We start from the raw sequence: 16,547 nt of genomic DNA, 5'->3' as shown, positions 1-16,547 counted from the left end.
CAGCGCCGGCGCGCCGCCGGCCCGGCGCGGCATTGCCGACGGGCTGGACGCCAATGCCCCGGCCGGCAACAGCCGCGCCTATGCCGCGCGGGTGCGTTCCTGGCTCTATGCCCACAAAATTTATCCCCGCCGCGCCAAGATGCGGCATGAGGAAGGGGTGGTGAAGGTCCGCTTCGTGATCGACCGCGCCGGCATGCTGATCGAAGGGCGGGTGATCAGCAGTTCCGGCCGCGCCTCGCTCGACGAGGAGGCCGCCGCCATGCTGCACCGCGCCTCGCCCTATCCCAAGGCCCCGTCCGACATATCCGGCGACCGCATCGAATTCACTGCGCCGGTGGAGTTCGTGCTGCCGGTATAGCGGGGGATGGTCTGAAAGCGACCAGAAGCGGGCCTTGCCTTTCCACACCCTCACTATTCTTGTCTGCGGCTCCGGGCGCAACGAACCCGTGCAGCGATGCGAAGAGGCAGACGAAAGCAACGGCCGGAGCTGTCCCGGCATCAATCGCCCACTCATCCCGGCAGCCATCATGACTGATCGATAGCGCCATATTGCGCCCCGATGCACATTTTGCATCAGTTCGTTTCCGAATCGTTGCATTTGCAAATCAATCGCATTAAAGCGCCGCCCCAACATCCAGGGCGCCATGTTCAGGGCATGGCGAAATATGGGGGAAGTGCCTTATGTCCTTTGCATCGAAGAAGAATTTCGTCCGCTACGGCGCGGCGTCGATCGCCGCCTGCATGCTGCTGGCTACCACCAGCGCCCAGGCCCAGGCGCCTGCGGACGAGCCGGATGCAAACGCGCCCGCCCCGGACTCGATCGTCGTTACCGGCCAGAATGAGACCAACGGCCTCAACCTCACCACCCGCGAAACGCCCCAGTCGGTCACCAGTCTCGACAGCCTGCGCATGCAGGAACAGGGCCTGACCGACATTTCCGAAGTGATGGCGCAGATCGTCGGCATCCAGACCAACCGCTCCAGCGCGCTCGGCACCGACGGCACCAACTATACCGCGCGCGGCTTTGCGGTGCAGAATTATCTGGTCGACGGCGTCGCCCGACCGTCCAACATCTATGGCTTCACCGAAGATACCGCCGACATGATCGCCTATGACCGGATAGAGGTGATCCGCGGTTCGGCCGGCATGATGACCGGCACCGGCGAGCCGTCGGCGGCGATCAACATGATCCGCAAGCGGCCCGGCGCGGACCTGAGCGCCACGATCGCGGCGACCATCGGCTCCTGGGACAAGTACCGGCTGGAAGGCGATATCGGCGGCGCGCTGACCGCCAGCGGCCATATCCGCGCCCGCGTCGCCGGCGCCTGGCAGGATAATGATACTTTCATCGACCGCGAACATGCCAAGCGCCAGGCGCTCTATGGCGTGATCGAGGCCGATCTTGGCCCCAGCACCCTGCTGACCGCCGGCATCGAATATCAGAATTTCCGCAACGAAGGCGCCTCGCGCGGCGGCGTGCCGCTCTTCTTCACCGACGGCACGAAGACCGATTTCGCCCGCTCCACCAATGGCGGTGCCGACTGGTCCGACTTCCGCCGCAAGAGCGTCAACATCTTCGCCTCGATTGCCCATGATTTCGACGCCAACTGGCATCTGCAGGTCGATGCCGAGCATAAGTCGGGTTCCTATGACGAGACGATCGGCTATTATTTTGGCACCGCGATCGACAAGGAAACGGGCGATGGCGGCACCTTCTACGCCACCCGCTGGGCATCCGACCTGACGCTCGACGCGGTCTATGCCAATCTGCGCGGCGCGTTCGAGGCGCTGGGCCAGGAACAGCATGTGGCCCTGACCGTGAGCCACACCCGTTTCGACGATGACCAGACGCCCTATCCCGGCTGGTGGGGTGGCAGCGACTATATGTATCCGATCAATGCCTATAGCTATTTCCCGACCGGCGACGTGGCCAAGCCCGACCTGACGCCATCGGGCAGCACCGCGGGCAACCGGATCGAGACCAGTTCGATCGCCGGTGTCGCCCGGCTGAAGCCGATCGGCCCGCTCTCGATCATCGCCGGCGGCCGCCTCACCTGGTGGAAGCAGGACAGCTATGCGCAGGACGTGACCGGCCCCAAGGTCTGGACCCCGGTGGTCGATGAAAAGGCGGTCTTCACCCCCTATGCCGGCCTGGTGCTGGACTTTACCAAGACCCTCTCGGCCTATGTCAGCTATGCCAGCGTGTTCACGCCGCAAACATCACGCACCGTCGATGGCGATGTCATCGCCCCGCTCGAAGGCAATACCTATGAAGCCGGGCTCAAGGCCGACTTCCTTGATGGCCGCCTCAGCGCCACCGCCGCCGTGTTTAAGATGCAGCAGGATAATTATGCCCTGGCCGACGGCCCCGGCATTTTCGCGCCCGATGGCAGTTCGGCCTATCATGCGGTGTCGGGCATGAAGTCGTCGGGCTTCGAACTGGAGGTGAAGGGCGAAATCCTGCCCGGCTGGCGGATCGCCGGCGGCTTTGCCAATGCTCGTGCGGAAGATCGCGACGGCGTGCGCCAGATGCCGCAGATCGCCAAGAACAGCTTCAAGATGTTCAGCGCCTATACGCTGCCCGGCCAGTTCAGCGCGTTGACGATCGGCGGCAATGTCGAGTGGCAGGGCAAGACCACGGCCGATGGCGAAGGGCCGAATGGCGAAACCTACAGCCAGGGCAGCCTGGCGGTGGTCGACCTGCTCGCCAATTATCGCTTCACCGACCATCTCTCGCTGTCGGTCCATGTCGAGAATATCTTCGACAAGACCTATTATTCCGGCCTCTATCTCGGCAGCGCCCGCTACGGCGAACCCCGCGCGGTGAAGTTCACTCTGCGCGGCACGCTGTAAGGGGCAGGGAGTGCCGCCTTCACCCGGCTTGTCCCCTGCTGGCGGGACAAGCCGGGCATGTAGGCTGGTTCAGCCCTTGGCCTTGGTCGCTGCGATATAGGCCTGGACCTGTTCGCCCAGCACGTCGAGCGGCAGGGCGCCATTGGCCAGCACCACTTCATGGAAGTCGCGAATGTCGAACTTGGGGCCCAGCGCCTGCTCGGCTTCCTTGCGCAACTGGGCGATGCGGATCTGGCCGACCATGTAGCTGGTCGCCTGGCCCGGATTGTTGATGTAGCGATCGACTTCCTTGACGATGTCGCGTTCCGACAGGGGGGCATTGTCGCGGAAATACTGGATCGCCTGTTCGCGCGTCCAGCGCTTGGCATGCAGGCCGGTGTCGGTGACCAGCCGGATTGCGCGCCACATCTGCAGCGAGAGCATGCCGAATTCCGAATAGGGATCCTGATAGGCGCCCATTTCCTTGGCCAGGCGCTCGCTATAGAGGCCCCAGCCCTCGGTATAGGAGCCATAATAGCCGAAGCGGCGGAATTTGGGCAGGTCGGGCAGTTCCTGCGCGCGGGCGATCTGGAAATGATGGCCCGGCGCGCCTTCATGATGGGCGATCGCCGCGACCTGCGGCTTCTGCACCTGATTCATGTCGGCGAGGTTGACGTAGAAGATGCCGGGGCGCGATCCGTCGGGCGCGGGCTGGTTGTAGAAGGCGACCGAGGCGGTTTCCTGGCGCCAGGCCTCGACCGCGCGCACCTCCAGCTTCGCCTTGGGCAGGACGCGGAAGAAGCGCGGCGCGGCATCCATGGTCTGGGCGATGGCGGCGCGGGCGTCCGCCAGATAGGCTTCGCGGCCGGCGGCATCATTGGGATATTTGAACTTGGGGTCGGTGCGCAGTGCCTGGAAGAAATCGGTCAGTGAACCGGCAAAGCCGATCCGCGCCTTCACCGCTTCCATTTCCGTCCGGATCGCCTTCACCTGATCGAGGCCGATCTGGTGGATCTGATCGGCGTTGAGGCTGGTGGTGGTGTAGAAGGCGAGGCGGGCGTTATAATAGGCCTCGCCACCCGGCAGGCTCCAGGCGCCGTCATTGCCCTTGGCCTTGGGCTCGATCGCATCGAGCGCGGCGAACAGGGTCTGGAACCCCTTGGCGAAGGGGCCGGTGAGCGCGGCCTGTGCGTCGGCAATCAGCTTGGCCTTTTCCGTATCCGATGCGTTGAGCGCGCCGACCTTCTTCTTGAAATCGGCGAACAGGGTGGAGTCCGGCCCCTGATCGAAGGGGGCGCCGCTGATCACCTTCTTTGCGTCGGCGCGGGCGGGGGCGAACACCATTTTCGGCGGGACGATGCCCTGTGCCGCCTGGTCGCGCATCTTGGTCGCGACCTCGTTCATCACCCGCTCGCTGTCGCGCAGGCGGGCAATATAGGCCTGGGCATCGGCGACGCTGTCGACGCGATGTTCGTTGATCAGGAAGACCGGGATATTGCCCGCCGGGCTGCCATTGGTGGACACGGGGAAGGCATATTTGGCAAAGGGCGCCTGCTGCTTCGATGTCGCCACCTGCGCTTCGAACAGACGATAGCTGAGCCGCGCCGAGGGGCCGAGGCGTTCGGGCGAGAAGCGGCGATGCAGCTGCGCAAGCTGCTGTTCCTGCAGCGCCAGGCTGCGGGCGTCGGCCCGTTCGCTATAATCGTCCAGCTTGCCATAGTCGGTCTTGAGGCCAAGGCTGGTCATCGATTCCGGGCTGAGCGCCAGTTGCTGGTCGAACGCCTGGTCGAGGAAGGCGAGCAGTGCCTTGTCTTCCTGAGCGGTCGCCGATGCGGGCGCCGTGGTTGGGGACGTGGTTGGGGCTTGGGCCAGGATCGGGGCGGAGGCGCCGAGGGCAAGGAGCAGCGCGAGCGAGATACGGACGGTCATGGCAATTCCTGTCGCGAATAGGGATGGACAGGGAGAGACAGGCGCGCGGGCGCCAAGTCAAGCCGGGCCTTGCGAAAGCGATCGCTTTTCCGGGGCTTGGGTGGCCGTCCTCGAAGCCTCTGGACAGGCCGTGCCTTTCTGCCATCTATTTTGCGCGCGACAATCAAAGGTTGAGCGGGGGTAGGGCGATGGCGATCAGTCTCAAGGTCAATGGACAGACACGATCGGTGGAGGCCGATCCGGCCAAGCCGTTGCTGTGGGCACTGCGCGAGGATCTGGACATGGTCGGCACCAAGTTCGGTTGTGGCGCGGGGCTGTGCGGCGCCTGCACCGTCCATATCGACGGCAGCCCGGCGCGGGCCTGCCAGACGCCGATCGGCGAGGCGCAGGGCATGGCGATCACCACGATCGAGGCGGTGGCGCAGAGCGATGCGGGCAAGCGGATATCCGATGCTTGGGTGAAGCTGGACGTGCCGCAATGCGGCTATTGCCAGGCCGGGCAGATCATGAGCGCGAGTGCGCTGCTGGCGACCACACCCGACCCCAGTGACGAGGATATTGACGCGGCGATGATGGGCAATCTGTGCCGCTGCTCCACCTATGTCCGCATCCGCGCTGCGATCAAGGATGCGGCCAGGGCGGGAGCGAAGGCATGAACGCGCCGATCCTGTCGCGCCGCCGCTTCCTGAGCGCCTCGCTGGTCGCGGGCGGTGGCTTGCTGTTCGACCTCAACATCCCGCTGGCGGAGGCGGCGGAGGGCGCGCCGCAGATATTGACCGCCTTCGTGCGCATCCTGCCCGACAATCGCGTCATCATCGGCGCGAAAAATGCCGAGATCGGGCAGGGCGCCAAGACCATGCTGCCGATGCTGATCGCCGAGGAACTGGACGTCGACTGGGCGCAGGTGACGATCGAGCAGACCCATGCCGACCAGAAGATATTCGGCGGGCAGACGGCTGGCGGCAGTCGCACGACGCCGCGCGAATGGCTGCCGACGCGCAAGGCCGGGGCGGCGGGCCGCGCGATGCTGGTCGCGGCGGCGGCGCAACAATGGGGCGTGGCGCCCGCGACATTGAAGACCGGCAGCGGCAAGGTGAGCGATCCGACGTCGGGCAGGAGCATCAGCTATGCCGCGCTGGCCGCCGCCGCGGCACAGCAGTCCCCGCCCGATCCGGCGACATTGACGCTGAAGGATCCCAGGGATTTTCGCATCATCGGCCAGTCAATCGGCGGGGTGGATACGCCGGCTATCGTGGCTGGCAAGCCGCTGTTCGGAATCGATTTCAAGCTGTCCGGCATGCTTTATGCCGTGCTGGAGACCTGCCCGGCCTTTGGCGGGACGTTCCAATCGGCCAATCTGGACGAAGTGAAGGCGCTGCCCGGTGTGGCCCATGTGCTGACGATCAAGGGGGACGGGACGCCGGAATCGCTGTTCGATGGCGTCGCCATCCTGTCGACAAGCTGGTGGAGCGCCAACCAGGCGCGCGAGGCGTTGAAGGTCGAATGGGACATGGGCGCGGTGAGCGGCTTTTCGACCGAGGGCTATGCCGCGCAGGCTGCCGAACGGCTGAAGGGCAAGGCCGATGGCGACATCGTCCGCGCGGGTGATGTGGATGGGGCCTTTGCCGGGGCGGCGAAGACGGTCAGCGCGCAATATGATTATCCCTTCCTGGCGCATGGGACGCTCGAGCCGCAGAATTGCACCGCCCTGTTCAAGGATGGCGCGATCGAGATCTGGGCGCCGACGCAGAATCCGGAAAGCGGGCGCGGGCTGGTGGCCAAGGCGCTGAACCTGCCGCCGGACAAGATCCGCATCAACTTCACCCGCATCGGCGGCGGTTTCGGCCGGCGGCTGATGAACGACTATATGGTGCAGGCGGCGGCGATCGCGGCGCAATTGCCCGGCGTGCCGGTGAAGCTGCTCTATAACCGGCAGCAGGATATCCAGCGCGACTTCTACCGCCCGGCCGGCTGGCACGGCTTCCGTGCGGCGCTGGACAAGGGCGGGAAAATGACCGCCTTCCACGATCATTTCGTGACCTTCGGCAAGGACGGCAAGCCGGTGCGGTCGGCCGAGATGCCGGCGAGCGAAATCCCCGCCGGCCTGATCGACACGTTGCTGCTGGAACAGAGTTTCCTCGCCACCAACATGCCGACCGGCTGGCTGCGCGCGCCCGGCTCCAACGCGCTGGCCTTCGTCACCCAGGCGTTCCTGGACGAAGTGGCGCAGGCGGCGGGCAAGGATCTGCCGACTTTGATGCTGGAATTGCTGGGCGACCCGCGCGAATTGCCGCGCGGCCCCAATGCGCCGCCCTTCGTCACCGGCCGCGCCAGGGGCGTGATCGAGAAGGTGGTGGCGATGAGCGGCTGGGCCGATCGTGGCAAATTGCCCAAGGGACGGGGCAAGGGCTTTGCCTTTTATTACAGCCATATGGGCTATTTCGCCGAGGTGCTGGAGGTGGCGCTGGTCGATGGCATGCCCAAGGTCGCGACCGTGTGGGTCGCGGGCGATGTCGGCAGCCAGATCATCAACCCGATGAATGCGCTGCACCAGGCGCAGGGATCGGTGATCGAGGGGCTGGGCCAGGCGCTGGCCGGGCAGAAGATCACGCAGGTTGCCGGCGCGGTGGAGCAGGCCAATTTCGACACCCATCCGTTGCAGCGCATCCCCGATACGCCGCAGATCATCGTCGAGTTCGTGAAGACCGATTATCCGCCGACCGGCATGGGCGAGCCGGCGCTGCCGCCGGTGATCCCGGCGCTGGTCAATGCGCTGCACGCGGCCACCGGCAAGCGTATCCGCACCCTGCCGATCGTGCCGGAGATGTTCGCCTGAACCCTGTTTTCCAACCCCTCTTTACTTGGCCAGAAAAATCTTGATGATCGTCAAGAATCTGATGGCGGATCGACATGGCGTCATCCGTCATGCCGGTCAGAGGGGCAAAAAAGCCCCCGCCTGAGATTGGGCCGCGTCCAGGGCAAAAGACCGGACGCCAAAGGGGGACATCAGGGTGAAGCAGCTTCCGGTGAAGTTCGGTCTGTTGGGGTTGTTCTCCGCATCGGTCGTGCTCGCGCAGGCCGATGGCGGTCCCGACGGCGCGACGATGAAGGAGACGGAGGAGGGCATCCCCGTCACCGATCCGCTGGTCCAGGAAAAATGCGGCAGCTGTCACGCGCCCGATGCTAAGGGCAACCTGTCCCGCATCAGCTGGGTGCGCACCACGCCGGAGGGCTGGGCACAGGCGATCAAGCGGATGGTGCGACTGAATGGCCTGGATATCACGCCGCAGGAATCGCGCGCGGTCATCAAGTCGCTGTCCGCCTCGCACGGGCTGGCGCCGGAGGAGGCGCGGCCGGTCATGTATCTGCCCGAAAAGCGGATCATCGACGAAGTGCTGCCCAATGAGACGATGCGCGGCGCCTGTGCCAGCTGCCATGCCTTTGCCCAGCCCTTGTCCTGGCGCCGGTCTAAGCTGGAATGGAAGACGCTGCAGGATCTGCATGTCGCCCTCTATTCACAGGCGGACGCGCAATATCGCCGGCCGGCCGAGGATAGCGAGCAGCCCACCGGCCGCGACCCCAAGGACAAGATGACGCGCGGCGAATATGCGCTGACCTATCTGCCCAAGGTGGCGGGGCTGCATACGCCCGAATGGGCCGCCTGGAGTTCGCGCCTGCGCGCGCCGCGGCTGGCGGGCGACTGGCTGGTGGTGGCGTCGGTGCCGGGGCAGGGCCGCTTCGTCGGCACGATGACGGTGGCGCCGGGCGCGGCCGCCGACGAGTTCAAGACCAACGCGTCGCTCACCTCGCTCACTAACGGCGCGACCATCAGCCGCAGCGGCACCGGCCTTGTCTATTCCGGCTATAGCTGGCGCGGCTCGTCCAAGGGCGGCGCGGCGCCGGGCAAGCCCGATGACCTTGGCAGCCCGGCGCGCGAGACGATGTGGTTCGCGCCCGACCAGCAGAGCGCGGAGGGGCGCTGGTTCTGGGGGGAATATCAGGAATTCGGCTATGACGTGAAGCTGGTCCGCGCGACCGCCGCGCCGGCCATATTGGCGGTGACGCCGGGTGCGGTGAAGGCCGGGACGAAGGGCGTCGATGTTACCATCTGGGGCCATAATCTGCCCGCATCCCTGACGGCGGGTGACGTCGATCTGGGCGCGGGTGTGACCGTCAGCAAGGTCGTGTCGGCGACGCCGGGCAAGGCGGTGCTGAGCGTCGATGTCGCGGCCAGCGCCCCTGCCGGCCAGCGCGATGTCGGCATCGGCGGCGCGGTGCTGGAAAAGGCGTTCCCGGTCTATCGCAAGGTCGATTATCTCAAGGTCACGCCGGAAACGAGCCTGGCCCGACTGGGCGGCATCAAGTTCGCCAAGGGCTATCAGCAGTTCGAGGCGATCGGTTATGACAATGGCCTGGATGGCAAGCCGAACACCAGCGACGACGTCACGATTGGCCCGATCGACGCGACCTGGTCGATGCAGGAATTCATGTCGGTCTATTATGATGACGACATGAAATATGTGGGGGCGCTGAGCCCCACCGCCTTCTTCACGCCGGGGCTGGAAGGCCCCAATCCCGAACGCCGGTTCAGCCGCAACAATTATGGCGAGGTCTGGGTCGTCGCGACGGCGAAGGCGGAAAAGGACAAGTTCGGCAAGCCCCTGAGCGCGCGGTCCTATCTGGTCGTGACCGTGCCCATGTATCAGCGCTTCGACCAGCCGGAGGTGTCGCGATGACCGTCATGCAGGCCCCCGCCTATCGCCGCGCCGAATATCATGGCTTTGCCGCCGGCGGCAGCGACTTCGTCTATCTGGTGAGTGCCGGCGCAATCTTCGAGATTGATGCGCAGGTGCAGGCGGTGCTGGACCGGCTTGATGGACAGGAGCTGAGCCATGCCGCGCTGGTCCGCGAACTGGCGGGCGAGGAAGGCGACCTGGCCGAGGCGGAGGCGCTGGTGCGCGAATTGCGCGCGGTGCAGCTCATCCATCTGGGCGCGGCGCCGGTGTCCGTGCCGGAGGCGCCGCCGGCCGATTTCCCGTTGCAGGCGCTGGTGCTGAACATCACCAACCAGTGCAACCTTGCCTGCACCTATTGCTATGAATTCGGCGCGGACAAGATCGCGACCCCGGCCGGCAAACCCAAATATATGACGCTGGAGACGGCCAGGGCGTCGGTCGACCTGCTGATCGCGGAGGCGGCGAACCGTCCGTCGGTCCACATCACCTTCTTCGGCGGCGAAACCTTGATGAATTTCAAGCTTCTGCGCGATGTGGTCGATTATGCCAATGGCGCGATGGCGGCGGCGGGCAAGGGGATCACCTACAGCCTGACCACCAATGCGACCTTGCTGACGCCGGAGATCGTCACCTTCCTGTCGGACAATCGGGTCGGCGTCACCGTGTCGATGGACGGCCCGCCCGAACTGCAGGACAAGCATCGCGTCTACAAGAATGGCAAGGGCAGCTATGCGGTGATCGAGCCGCGGCTGCGCACGCTGATCGCGCATCATCGCACCCGTGCCGTCACCGCGCGCGTCACCCTGACCGAAGGCGTGACCGATGTCGTGCGCATCTTCCGCCATCTGAAGGATGATCTGGGTTTTCACGAGGTTGGCTTCGCGCCGGTGACCACGGGGGAGACGCGGGCCTATTCGATCGATGCAGACGGCATGGACTACGTGCTGGCGCAGTTCAACCTGCTGGCGCGCGAATGGCTGGAATATGCGCTGCGAGGGCAGGTCCATGGCTTCACCAATGTCAGCGAGACCATCAGCGAGCTGATTTCGGGCGTCAACAAATCGCATCCCTGCGGCGCAGGCATGGGGCTGATGGGGGTCAGCCCGTCGGGCGACCTGTCGCCCTGCCACCGCTTCACCGACGCCGACACCCATGTGATGGGCCATGTGTCGAGCGGCATCGACCGGGCCAAGCAGGGTGATTTCCTGAGCCGCGGTCATGTCGGCGCCAAATATGATTGCCAGAGCTGCTGGGCGCGGCCGCTCTGCGCCGGGGGGTGCCACCATGAGGCGTTCGTCCGCTATGGCGACACCGGCCATGCCAATCTCCATTATTGCGACTGGATCCGGCAATGGACCGACACCTGCCTGCATATCTATGGCGAGCTGGCGGTGAAGAACCCCGGCTTTCTGGAGCATTTCGCTGAACGAAAGGGGCTGTCATGAAGCATCTTCGTGCCATCAACAAAAAGGCGCGGCGGATCGACGACGCCGTGATGCAGATGGAGGCGGCGATCGAGGCCGCCGCTGCGTCGGGCACCACGCCGTCCGACATGGAGGAGGATGTCGTCGCCCTGCAACAGGCGCCGCGTCCGCATGTGCCGATGGGCTGCACCCTGTCCTTCTCGCCCGGCTGGGAAGTGGATGCGGGCGGCGGCACGGCGGGGCTGTGCCAGCCGGTCGAGCGCGACATCTATGACTGCTACGTCACCTGCTTCTGGCCGGTGCAGGTGCCCGACCATGTGAATTATTCGCCCGACTGGGCCAGCAACTGCGCCACCGCGACCAAGGACTGGCGCAATCTCGACCTGGTATTCCCATGAGGCGCGCGATGCAGAAAATCCGCTTCGTCCTGGCGGCGGGCCTCACCGCGCTGGCGACCATCCCCATCCATGCCGCGACCCTGTTCATGGGCGCCTATCCCGATGTCCTGCTGGTCTTTGACGAGGGCAAGGGCGCGGTGACGCAGAAGATCAAGCTGGATACCGGCCTGCCAACCGCGATGAGCCTGTCGGACGATGGCAAGCGCATCTATGTGTCGACCATCACGACGAGCGGGATCGAGGTGATCGACGCCGCCAGCCGGCAGGTGGTGAGCAAGTTCAGCCTGAATGACGGCCCCAACCGGGTGCGCTTCTATGGCGGTGTGGCGGACCCGGCGGGACGCTATTTCTACACGATCGTCACCAGGATCGACAAGGAAATGGATCGCTACAAGGTCAGCAAGCCCCTCTATGGCGTGGTCGACCTGAAGCTCGGCAAGCTGGTGCGCACCGCCGAGATCGAGAAGGATGATGAAAAGGCGATCGGCGGCTATCGTGTCGCCTTCAAGGTGTCGGCCGATGGCAAATATCTCTACGCCTTTGGCGAGAAGGTGATCGTCATCGACACCGCGACGCTGAAGGCCACCGACCGCATCGACCTCGCCCGGCCCGAAGGCACGGGGCTGGAGAATGTCGGCTTTGGCGGATCGCTCGAAACGCTGCGGACGCCCGGCCAATATGTCTCGCTGTTCAACGCGGCCGACCCCTATATCCACAGCAAGATGTTCGGCCTTGCCCGGTTCGACCTCAACAGCCGCCAGTTCGACTTCACCCCGATCGGCCCGGCGCCGGCCGCCATGGCGGGGCTGGAAATCACGCCCGATGGCAAGCAGGCCTATACCGTCGTCACCAACGGCACGCTGGGATCGAAGCGGTGCGAATTCTGGCACATGGACCTTTCCACCAACGCGGTGGTGGACAAGGCGGAATTCCCCTGCCGATCGCGCTTCCGCTTCGGCATGTCGATGGATGGGGCGAAGCTCTATATCTACGGCGCCAGCTTCGACATCGAGGTTTATGACGCGAAGACGCTGAAGCTGGAAGCCACCTGGGATCTGGGCAATGACGCGACCGGCGCCGGCATGGTGGCGGTGCCGTGACCCGTTCCGGCCGTCCCGACACTCCGATGGCCGTGGCCATCCGGGGCAGCGGGATGGCCGCCAATGCCTGCGCGCATCTGCTGAAAGGGGCGGGGCTCCGCGTCGGACAGGAGCCCGCCCATCGCCCGCCGGTGCCCAGCCTGTTGCTCAGCGATGCGGCGCTGGCGTTGATGCGGGAGCTGTTCGCGCGGCCGGACCTGCTCGCGGACGCGCCGCGCGTGCGGCGCCGGCTGGTCGCCTGGGGCGGGGCGCCGGTGACGGTGCCGCATGAGGCGGTGCTGGCATCGGAGGCGACGGTGCAGGCGGCGCTGGCCGTGCCGGGCGACGCGCCAATGGCCGCGCCCGATTTCACCCTATATGCCGCGACGCCGCTGCCGATGGGTGAGCTTCATGTCTTTGGCGAGCGCCATGCCGTCGCCGCTCGCGTGTGGCTGCGCGACCCGGCCTGCCGCGAGGAAGGCCGGGTCGAGGCGGTCGAGAGCGGCTGGCTGTTCCTGGTCCCGGCGGACGGGGACGAGGGTTGGCTGCTGGGCGTCGGTGGCGAAATCGACGCGCTGCTGGCGCAGAGCCGGCTGATCGCACCGGTGGTCGATCCGATCGGCGGATCGACGCGCCCCTTTCTCGCCGCGCCGCGGCTGCATCTGCCGCTGGTCGGCGACGACTGGCTGGCCTGCGGCACGGCGGCGATCGGCTTCGATCCGATCTGTGGCGATGGCACCGCCCAGTCGGTGCGCGAGGCCATATTGGCGAGTGCGGTGCTGACGGGCATCGCGGAAGGCGGCGACCGGGCCGCGCTGCTCGGTCATTATCAGGCGATGCTGATCGCGGCGATGCGGCGGCACCTGCTGCTCTGCGCCCAATTTTATGCCGATGGCGGCCGGGGTGACTGGTGGCGCACCCAACATGAGGCGCTGATGCAGGGGCATCACTGGTGTACCGGGCTGCTGGCGACGCTGCCCGAGCCGCAATATGCGCTGCATGGCTTGCGGCTGGTGCCACGGCGGGTGGCGGCATGAGCACGCCTGTCGCTGAATGGCGCAGCTATAGCCGGCTGCTGCCTTATATCCGGCCCTATCGGCGTGGGCTGCTGCTGGTGCTGGCGATCAGTGTGCTGTCGACCGCGCTCGGTCTCGCCCAACCCTATCTGTCCAAACTGATGATCGATCAGGCGCTGCTGCGGCGGGACATGGGCGCGCTGTGGCGGATTGCTGGCATCATGATCGCGGTCACAGTGCTGGGCTTTGGCGTCAACATCCTCGCAAGCTATCGCTATGTCCGGCTGTCGGCGGCGATGCTCTATGACATGCGCGCCGCGCTGCTGCGTCATCTCCAGACGCTGTCGCCGCGCTTCTATGCCAGCTTCCGGCTGGGCGATCTCGTCTCGCGGATGAACAGCGATGTGAGCGATGTGCAGCGGATCGCGTCCGATACCCTGCTCTCGGTGGTCAGCAACCTGCTCTTCTTCATCGGCTGCGTCGCGATGATGCTCTGGCTCGACTGGCGGCTGTTCCTGGTCGGCATACTGCTGGTGCCGGCCAGTCTGGCGGCCTTCACTCATTATCAGCGGCGGCTGACCGCGCTGACCCGCGACATGCGCGAGCGGGGCGCGGATCTGGGCAGCCTGCTGGTCGATACGGTGATGGGCATGCGCGTCGTCACCGCGTTGCGGGCGGGCGAGCATGAGGTCGGGCGCTTCAAGGCGAAGAATGACGCCTTTGTCGGCGCGATGCTGCGGATGCAGGTCGCCTCCTACATGACCGGGGCGCTGCCCGGCACGCTGATGACCGGGGCGACCTCCGCCGTGATCCTTTATGGCGGCTGGCGGATCATCGAGGGCGACATGAGCATCGGCACGCTCGTCGCCTTCATGACCTATCATATGCGGCTCCTGTCGCCGATCCAGACGCTGATGGGGCTGACGTCCGGGCTGGCGTCGGCGCGGGTGTCGCTGGGGCGGATTTTCGAACTGTTCGACACCCGGCCCGATGTCGAGGAGCGCGCCGATGCCGCGCCGATCGGCCGGGTGCGGGGCGAGCTGCGCTTCGAACAGGTGGCGATGCGCTATGATCGCGATCCGGTGTTGCGCGACATGGACCTGACCATCCCCGCCGGCAGCATCTGCGCGATCCTGGGGCCGAGCGGCGTCGGCAAGTCGACCATGGCTGACCTGATGGTGCGCCATGCCGATCCGACCGGGGGGTGCATCCTGCTCGACGGGCATGATCTGCGCGACCTGCGGCTCGACGATCTGCGGCGCGAGGTGATGCTGGTCGACCAGTCGCCCTGGCTGTTCAATGACAGTATCGCTGCCAATATCGGCTTTGCCCTGCCGGACGTGCGCATCGAGGATATCGAGGCGGCGGCCCATGCCGCCGGGCTGGACACTTTTCTGGCGCGTCTGCCCGAGGGGCTGGACACCCGCACCGGCGAGCGCGGGCTGGCGCTGTCGGCGGGCGAGCGGCAGCGTATCGTCATCGTCCGCGCGCTGCTGCGCCGGCCATCGGTGCTGATCCTGGACGAACCGACATCGGCGCTGGATGGCGAGGCCGAGGCGCTGGTGGCGCAGCGGCTGCGCGGCGCGCTGCCCGATGCGACTATCATCCTCATCACCCATAAGCCGGCGCTGGCGCGGATCGCCGACCGGATCGTGACGGTCACCGACGGGCAGGCGCATATGGTGCAGCAGTTCGAGCTGGTTCATGCCTGATCCGTTGCGCATCGCCGTGATCGACAGCGGCGTCCATCCCGATCATCCCCATATCGCTGCCGCCCGGCTATTGCCCGGCTTTGCCATTGCCAAGGATGGGCGTGACAGCGAAGCTGACACAGGCGACCGGCTTGGCCATGGCACCGCCGTGACCGCCGCGATCCAGGATCAGGCGCCCGATGCGCTCTGCCTGCCGATCCGGGTCTTTCATGATGCGCTCAGCACCACGGCACGGGCGCTGGTCGCGGCGATCGACCGGGCGGTGGCGGCACGGGTGGACCTCATCAACCTCAGCCTCGGCACGGTCAATCCGGCCCATGGCGAGGCGTTCGCGGCAGCGGCGGATCGTGCGCTGGCGGCCGGCATCCTGATCGTCGCAGCGCGCGATAATGAGGGCACGCCCTGCTATCCCGGCAGTCTGGATATGGTCTTGGGCGTCGGCCTCGACTGGGAGTGTCCGCGCGACGATTTTCGGCTGCGGGCGGGGCTGGCCTTCGCGTCGGGGCATCCCCGGCCGATCCCCGGCGTGCCCCAGCGTCGCAACCTCCATGGTGTCAGTTTCGCTGTCGCCAACATGACCGGCCTGATCGCGCGGCAGGGGCGGGCGGGGCTTGCCCGGTGGATGCCGGCCGGCGCCCGCGCAGAGGTAGGTTGATCAGGCGCCCGGTTCGTTGAGGGCAATATCCATGTCGGCGAAGGCCAGGCGCAGCAGTTCGGCCATGGCGTTGCGCGCGGCCGCCGTGTCGCGCGCGGCGATGGCGCGATGCACCGCCTGATGATCGGGCAAGGGATCGCGCGGCAACAGCTTCTTGCGATGCTTGAAGGTGGTGGTCCAACTGACCGCCGCGCCGACCGAACTGGCCAGCGCCTCCAGCGCGTCATTATGGGTGGAGGCGAGGATCGCATTGTGGAAACGCTGGTCGGCGGCGCGCCCTTCCGGCGTGGACAGGCCATAGCGTTCCATCTCGGCCAGCGCCGCGTCCATGATCGCCAGTTGATCGTCGGTGCGGCGGCGCGCGGCAAATTCGGCCGCCGCCGGCTCGATCACGCCGCGCAGCTCGAACAGGTCGCGGATGAAGGCGCGGTCGGGTTCGCCGGCGAACATCCAGGCGAGCATTTCGGGGTCGAGCACGTTCCAGCGCGCGCGCGGCAGGACGCGGGTGCCGGCCTTGGGGCGGCTTTCCAGCATGCCCTTGGCGATCAGGATGCGGATCGCCTCGCGATAGGCGGTGCGCGATACGCCAAGGCGTTCGGATGCCTCGATCTCACCCTCGAACAGGTCGCCGGGCTTGTGCTTGCCGGTCAGGATGGCGGTGCCCATGTCGCGGGCGATCGCCTGGTGAATGCGGAGCGAGCCTTCGTCCGACGCGAACTTGCGTTCCGGTCCGTCCTTGCGCTCGCTCCCCATTCTACCTCCGTTG

The 16,547-nt window shown here is 66.0% G+C and carries 13 protein-coding genes; 11 read left to right on the top strand and 2 right to left on the bottom strand.

Annotated elements, in window-relative coordinates; all coding sequences use genetic code 11:
• Both A0U87_RS14535 and A0U87_RS14530 read left to right on the top strand, forming a co-directional pair.
• Window positions 1-358 (top strand): energy transducer TonB (locus tag A0U87_RS14535; RefSeq protein WP_137405656.1); only part of this gene is annotated, 358 nt, incomplete at its 5' end.
• A gap of 323 nt (window positions 359-681) precedes the next feature.
• Window positions 682-2,853, top strand: coding sequence for a TonB-dependent siderophore receptor (locus A0U87_RS14530; protein WP_048938977.1), 2,172 nt, complete (start codon window positions 682-684; stop codon window positions 2,851-2,853).
• Window positions 2,854-2,922: 69 nt separating this feature from the next.
• Here A0U87_RS14530 and A0U87_RS14525 read toward each other — a convergent pair whose 3' ends face one another.
• A complete protein-coding gene (locus tag A0U87_RS14525; protein ID WP_137405655.1) occupies window positions 2,923-4,761 on the bottom strand; it encodes a DUF885 domain-containing protein in 1,839 nt (612 codons plus the stop codon).
• Between the two features lie 188 nt (window positions 4,762-4,949).
• Here A0U87_RS14525 and A0U87_RS14520 point away from each other — a divergent pair, with 188 nt between their 5' ends.
• The 9 genes from A0U87_RS14520 to A0U87_RS14480 all read left to right on the top strand — a co-directional run bounded on the left by A0U87_RS14520 (window position 4,950) and on the right by A0U87_RS14480 (window position 15,781).
• The gene (locus A0U87_RS14520) at window positions 4,950-5,417 is read left to right on the top strand and encodes a (2Fe-2S)-binding protein (protein ID WP_048938979.1); all 468 of its coding nucleotides are present in this window, start codon (window positions 4,950-4,952) and stop codon (window positions 5,415-5,417) included.
• Window positions 5,414-7,597 (top strand): molybdopterin cofactor-binding domain-containing protein, encoded by a 2,184-nt coding sequence (locus tag A0U87_RS14515; protein ID WP_137405654.1) that lies wholly within the window; start codon window positions 5,414-5,416, stop codon window positions 7,595-7,597. The genes A0U87_RS14520 and A0U87_RS14515 overlap by 4 nt, the downstream gene beginning before the upstream one ends.
• Window positions 7,598-7,772: 175 nt before the next feature.
• A complete protein-coding gene (peaA, locus tag A0U87_RS14510; RefSeq protein WP_048938981.1) occupies window positions 7,773-9,497 on the top strand; it encodes a quinohemoprotein amine dehydrogenase subunit alpha in 1,725 nt (574 codons plus the stop codon).
• Window positions 9,494-10,942 carry a quinohemoprotein amine dehydrogenase maturation protein gene (gene peaB / locus A0U87_RS14505; protein ID WP_122927862.1) on the top strand — a complete coding sequence of 483 codons (1,449 nt, stop codon included), beginning with the start codon at window positions 9,494-9,496 and terminating at the stop codon, window positions 10,940-10,942. The genes peaA and peaB overlap by 4 nt, the downstream gene beginning before the upstream one ends.
• Window positions 10,939-11,319, top strand: a complete 381-nt coding sequence (gene qhpC, locus A0U87_RS14500) for a quinohemoprotein amine dehydrogenase subunit gamma (RefSeq protein ID WP_048938983.1) — start codon at window positions 10,939-10,941, stop codon at window positions 11,317-11,319. The genes peaB and qhpC overlap by 4 nt, the downstream gene beginning before the upstream one ends.
• Before the next feature lie 8 nt (window positions 11,320-11,327).
• On the top strand, window positions 11,328-12,419 hold the full coding sequence (locus A0U87_RS14495) for a hypothetical protein (protein ID WP_048938984.1): 1,092 nt from the start codon (window positions 11,328-11,330) through the stop codon (window positions 12,417-12,419).
• Window positions 12,416-13,435, top strand: coding sequence for a hypothetical protein (locus A0U87_RS14490; protein ID WP_234415637.1), 1,020 nt, complete (start codon window positions 12,416-12,418; stop codon window positions 13,433-13,435). The genes A0U87_RS14495 and A0U87_RS14490 overlap by 4 nt, the downstream gene beginning before the upstream one ends.
• Entirely contained in the window at window positions 13,432-15,126 is a 1,695-nt protein-coding gene (locus tag A0U87_RS14485; protein WP_137405653.1) for an ABC transporter ATP-binding protein, read from the top strand. The genes A0U87_RS14490 and A0U87_RS14485 overlap by 4 nt, the downstream gene beginning before the upstream one ends.
• A complete protein-coding gene (locus A0U87_RS14480; protein ID WP_048938987.1) occupies window positions 15,119-15,781 on the top strand; it encodes a S8 family serine peptidase in 663 nt (220 codons plus the stop codon). The genes A0U87_RS14485 and A0U87_RS14480 overlap by 8 nt, the downstream gene beginning before the upstream one ends.
• Here the strand turns inward: A0U87_RS14480 and A0U87_RS14475 are convergent, their stop codons facing one another.
• The gene (locus A0U87_RS14475; protein WP_048938988.1) at window positions 15,782-16,534 is read right to left on the bottom strand and encodes an FCD domain-containing protein; all 753 of its coding nucleotides are present in this window, start codon (window positions 16,532-16,534) and stop codon (window positions 15,782-15,784) included. It lies immediately after the preceding gene.
• Window positions 16,535-16,547 lie beyond the last annotated feature (13 nt).

It is taken from the genome of Sphingobium sp. MP9-4, assembly GCF_005281675.1.
Taxonomy (GTDB): domain Bacteria; phylum Pseudomonadota; class Alphaproteobacteria; order Sphingomonadales; family Sphingomonadaceae; genus Sphingobium; species Sphingobium yanoikuyae.
Note: the sequence above shows the minus strand (reverse complement) of the source record. Positions and strands in the feature narration are given on the sequence as shown.

What these genes read in the sequence shown, in the direction of transcription:
- A0U87_RS14520 (WP_048938979.1), top strand. Translation starts at nt 4,950, where the DNA reads ATGGCGATCAGTCTCAAGGTCAATGGACAGACACGATCGGTGGAGGCC.
- A0U87_RS14475 (WP_048938988.1), bottom strand. Translation starts at nt 16,534, where the DNA reads ATGGGGAGCGAGCGCAAGGACGGACCGGAACGCAAGTTCGCGTCGGAC.
- A0U87_RS14480 (WP_048938987.1), top strand. Translation starts at nt 15,119, where the DNA reads ATGCCTGATCCGTTGCGCATCGCCGTGATCGACAGCGGCGTCCATCCC.
- A0U87_RS14530 (WP_048938977.1), top strand. Translation starts at nt 682, where the DNA reads ATGTCCTTTGCATCGAAGAAGAATTTCGTCCGCTACGGCGCGGCGTCG.
- A0U87_RS14525 (WP_137405655.1), bottom strand. Translation starts at nt 4,761, where the DNA reads ATGACCGTCCGTATCTCGCTCGCGCTGCTCCTTGCCCTCGGCGCCTCC.
- peaB (WP_122927862.1), top strand. Translation starts at nt 9,494, where the DNA reads ATGACCGTCATGCAGGCCCCCGCCTATCGCCGCGCCGAATATCATGGC.
- A0U87_RS14495 (WP_048938984.1), top strand. Translation starts at nt 11,328, where the DNA reads ATGCAGAAAATCCGCTTCGTCCTGGCGGCGGGCCTCACCGCGCTGGCG.
- A0U87_RS14515 (WP_137405654.1), top strand. Translation starts at nt 5,414, where the DNA reads ATGAACGCGCCGATCCTGTCGCGCCGCCGCTTCCTGAGCGCCTCGCTG.
- qhpC (WP_048938983.1), top strand. Translation starts at nt 10,939, where the DNA reads ATGAAGCATCTTCGTGCCATCAACAAAAAGGCGCGGCGGATCGACGAC.
- A0U87_RS14485 (WP_137405653.1), top strand. Translation starts at nt 13,432, where the DNA reads ATGAGCACGCCTGTCGCTGAATGGCGCAGCTATAGCCGGCTGCTGCCT.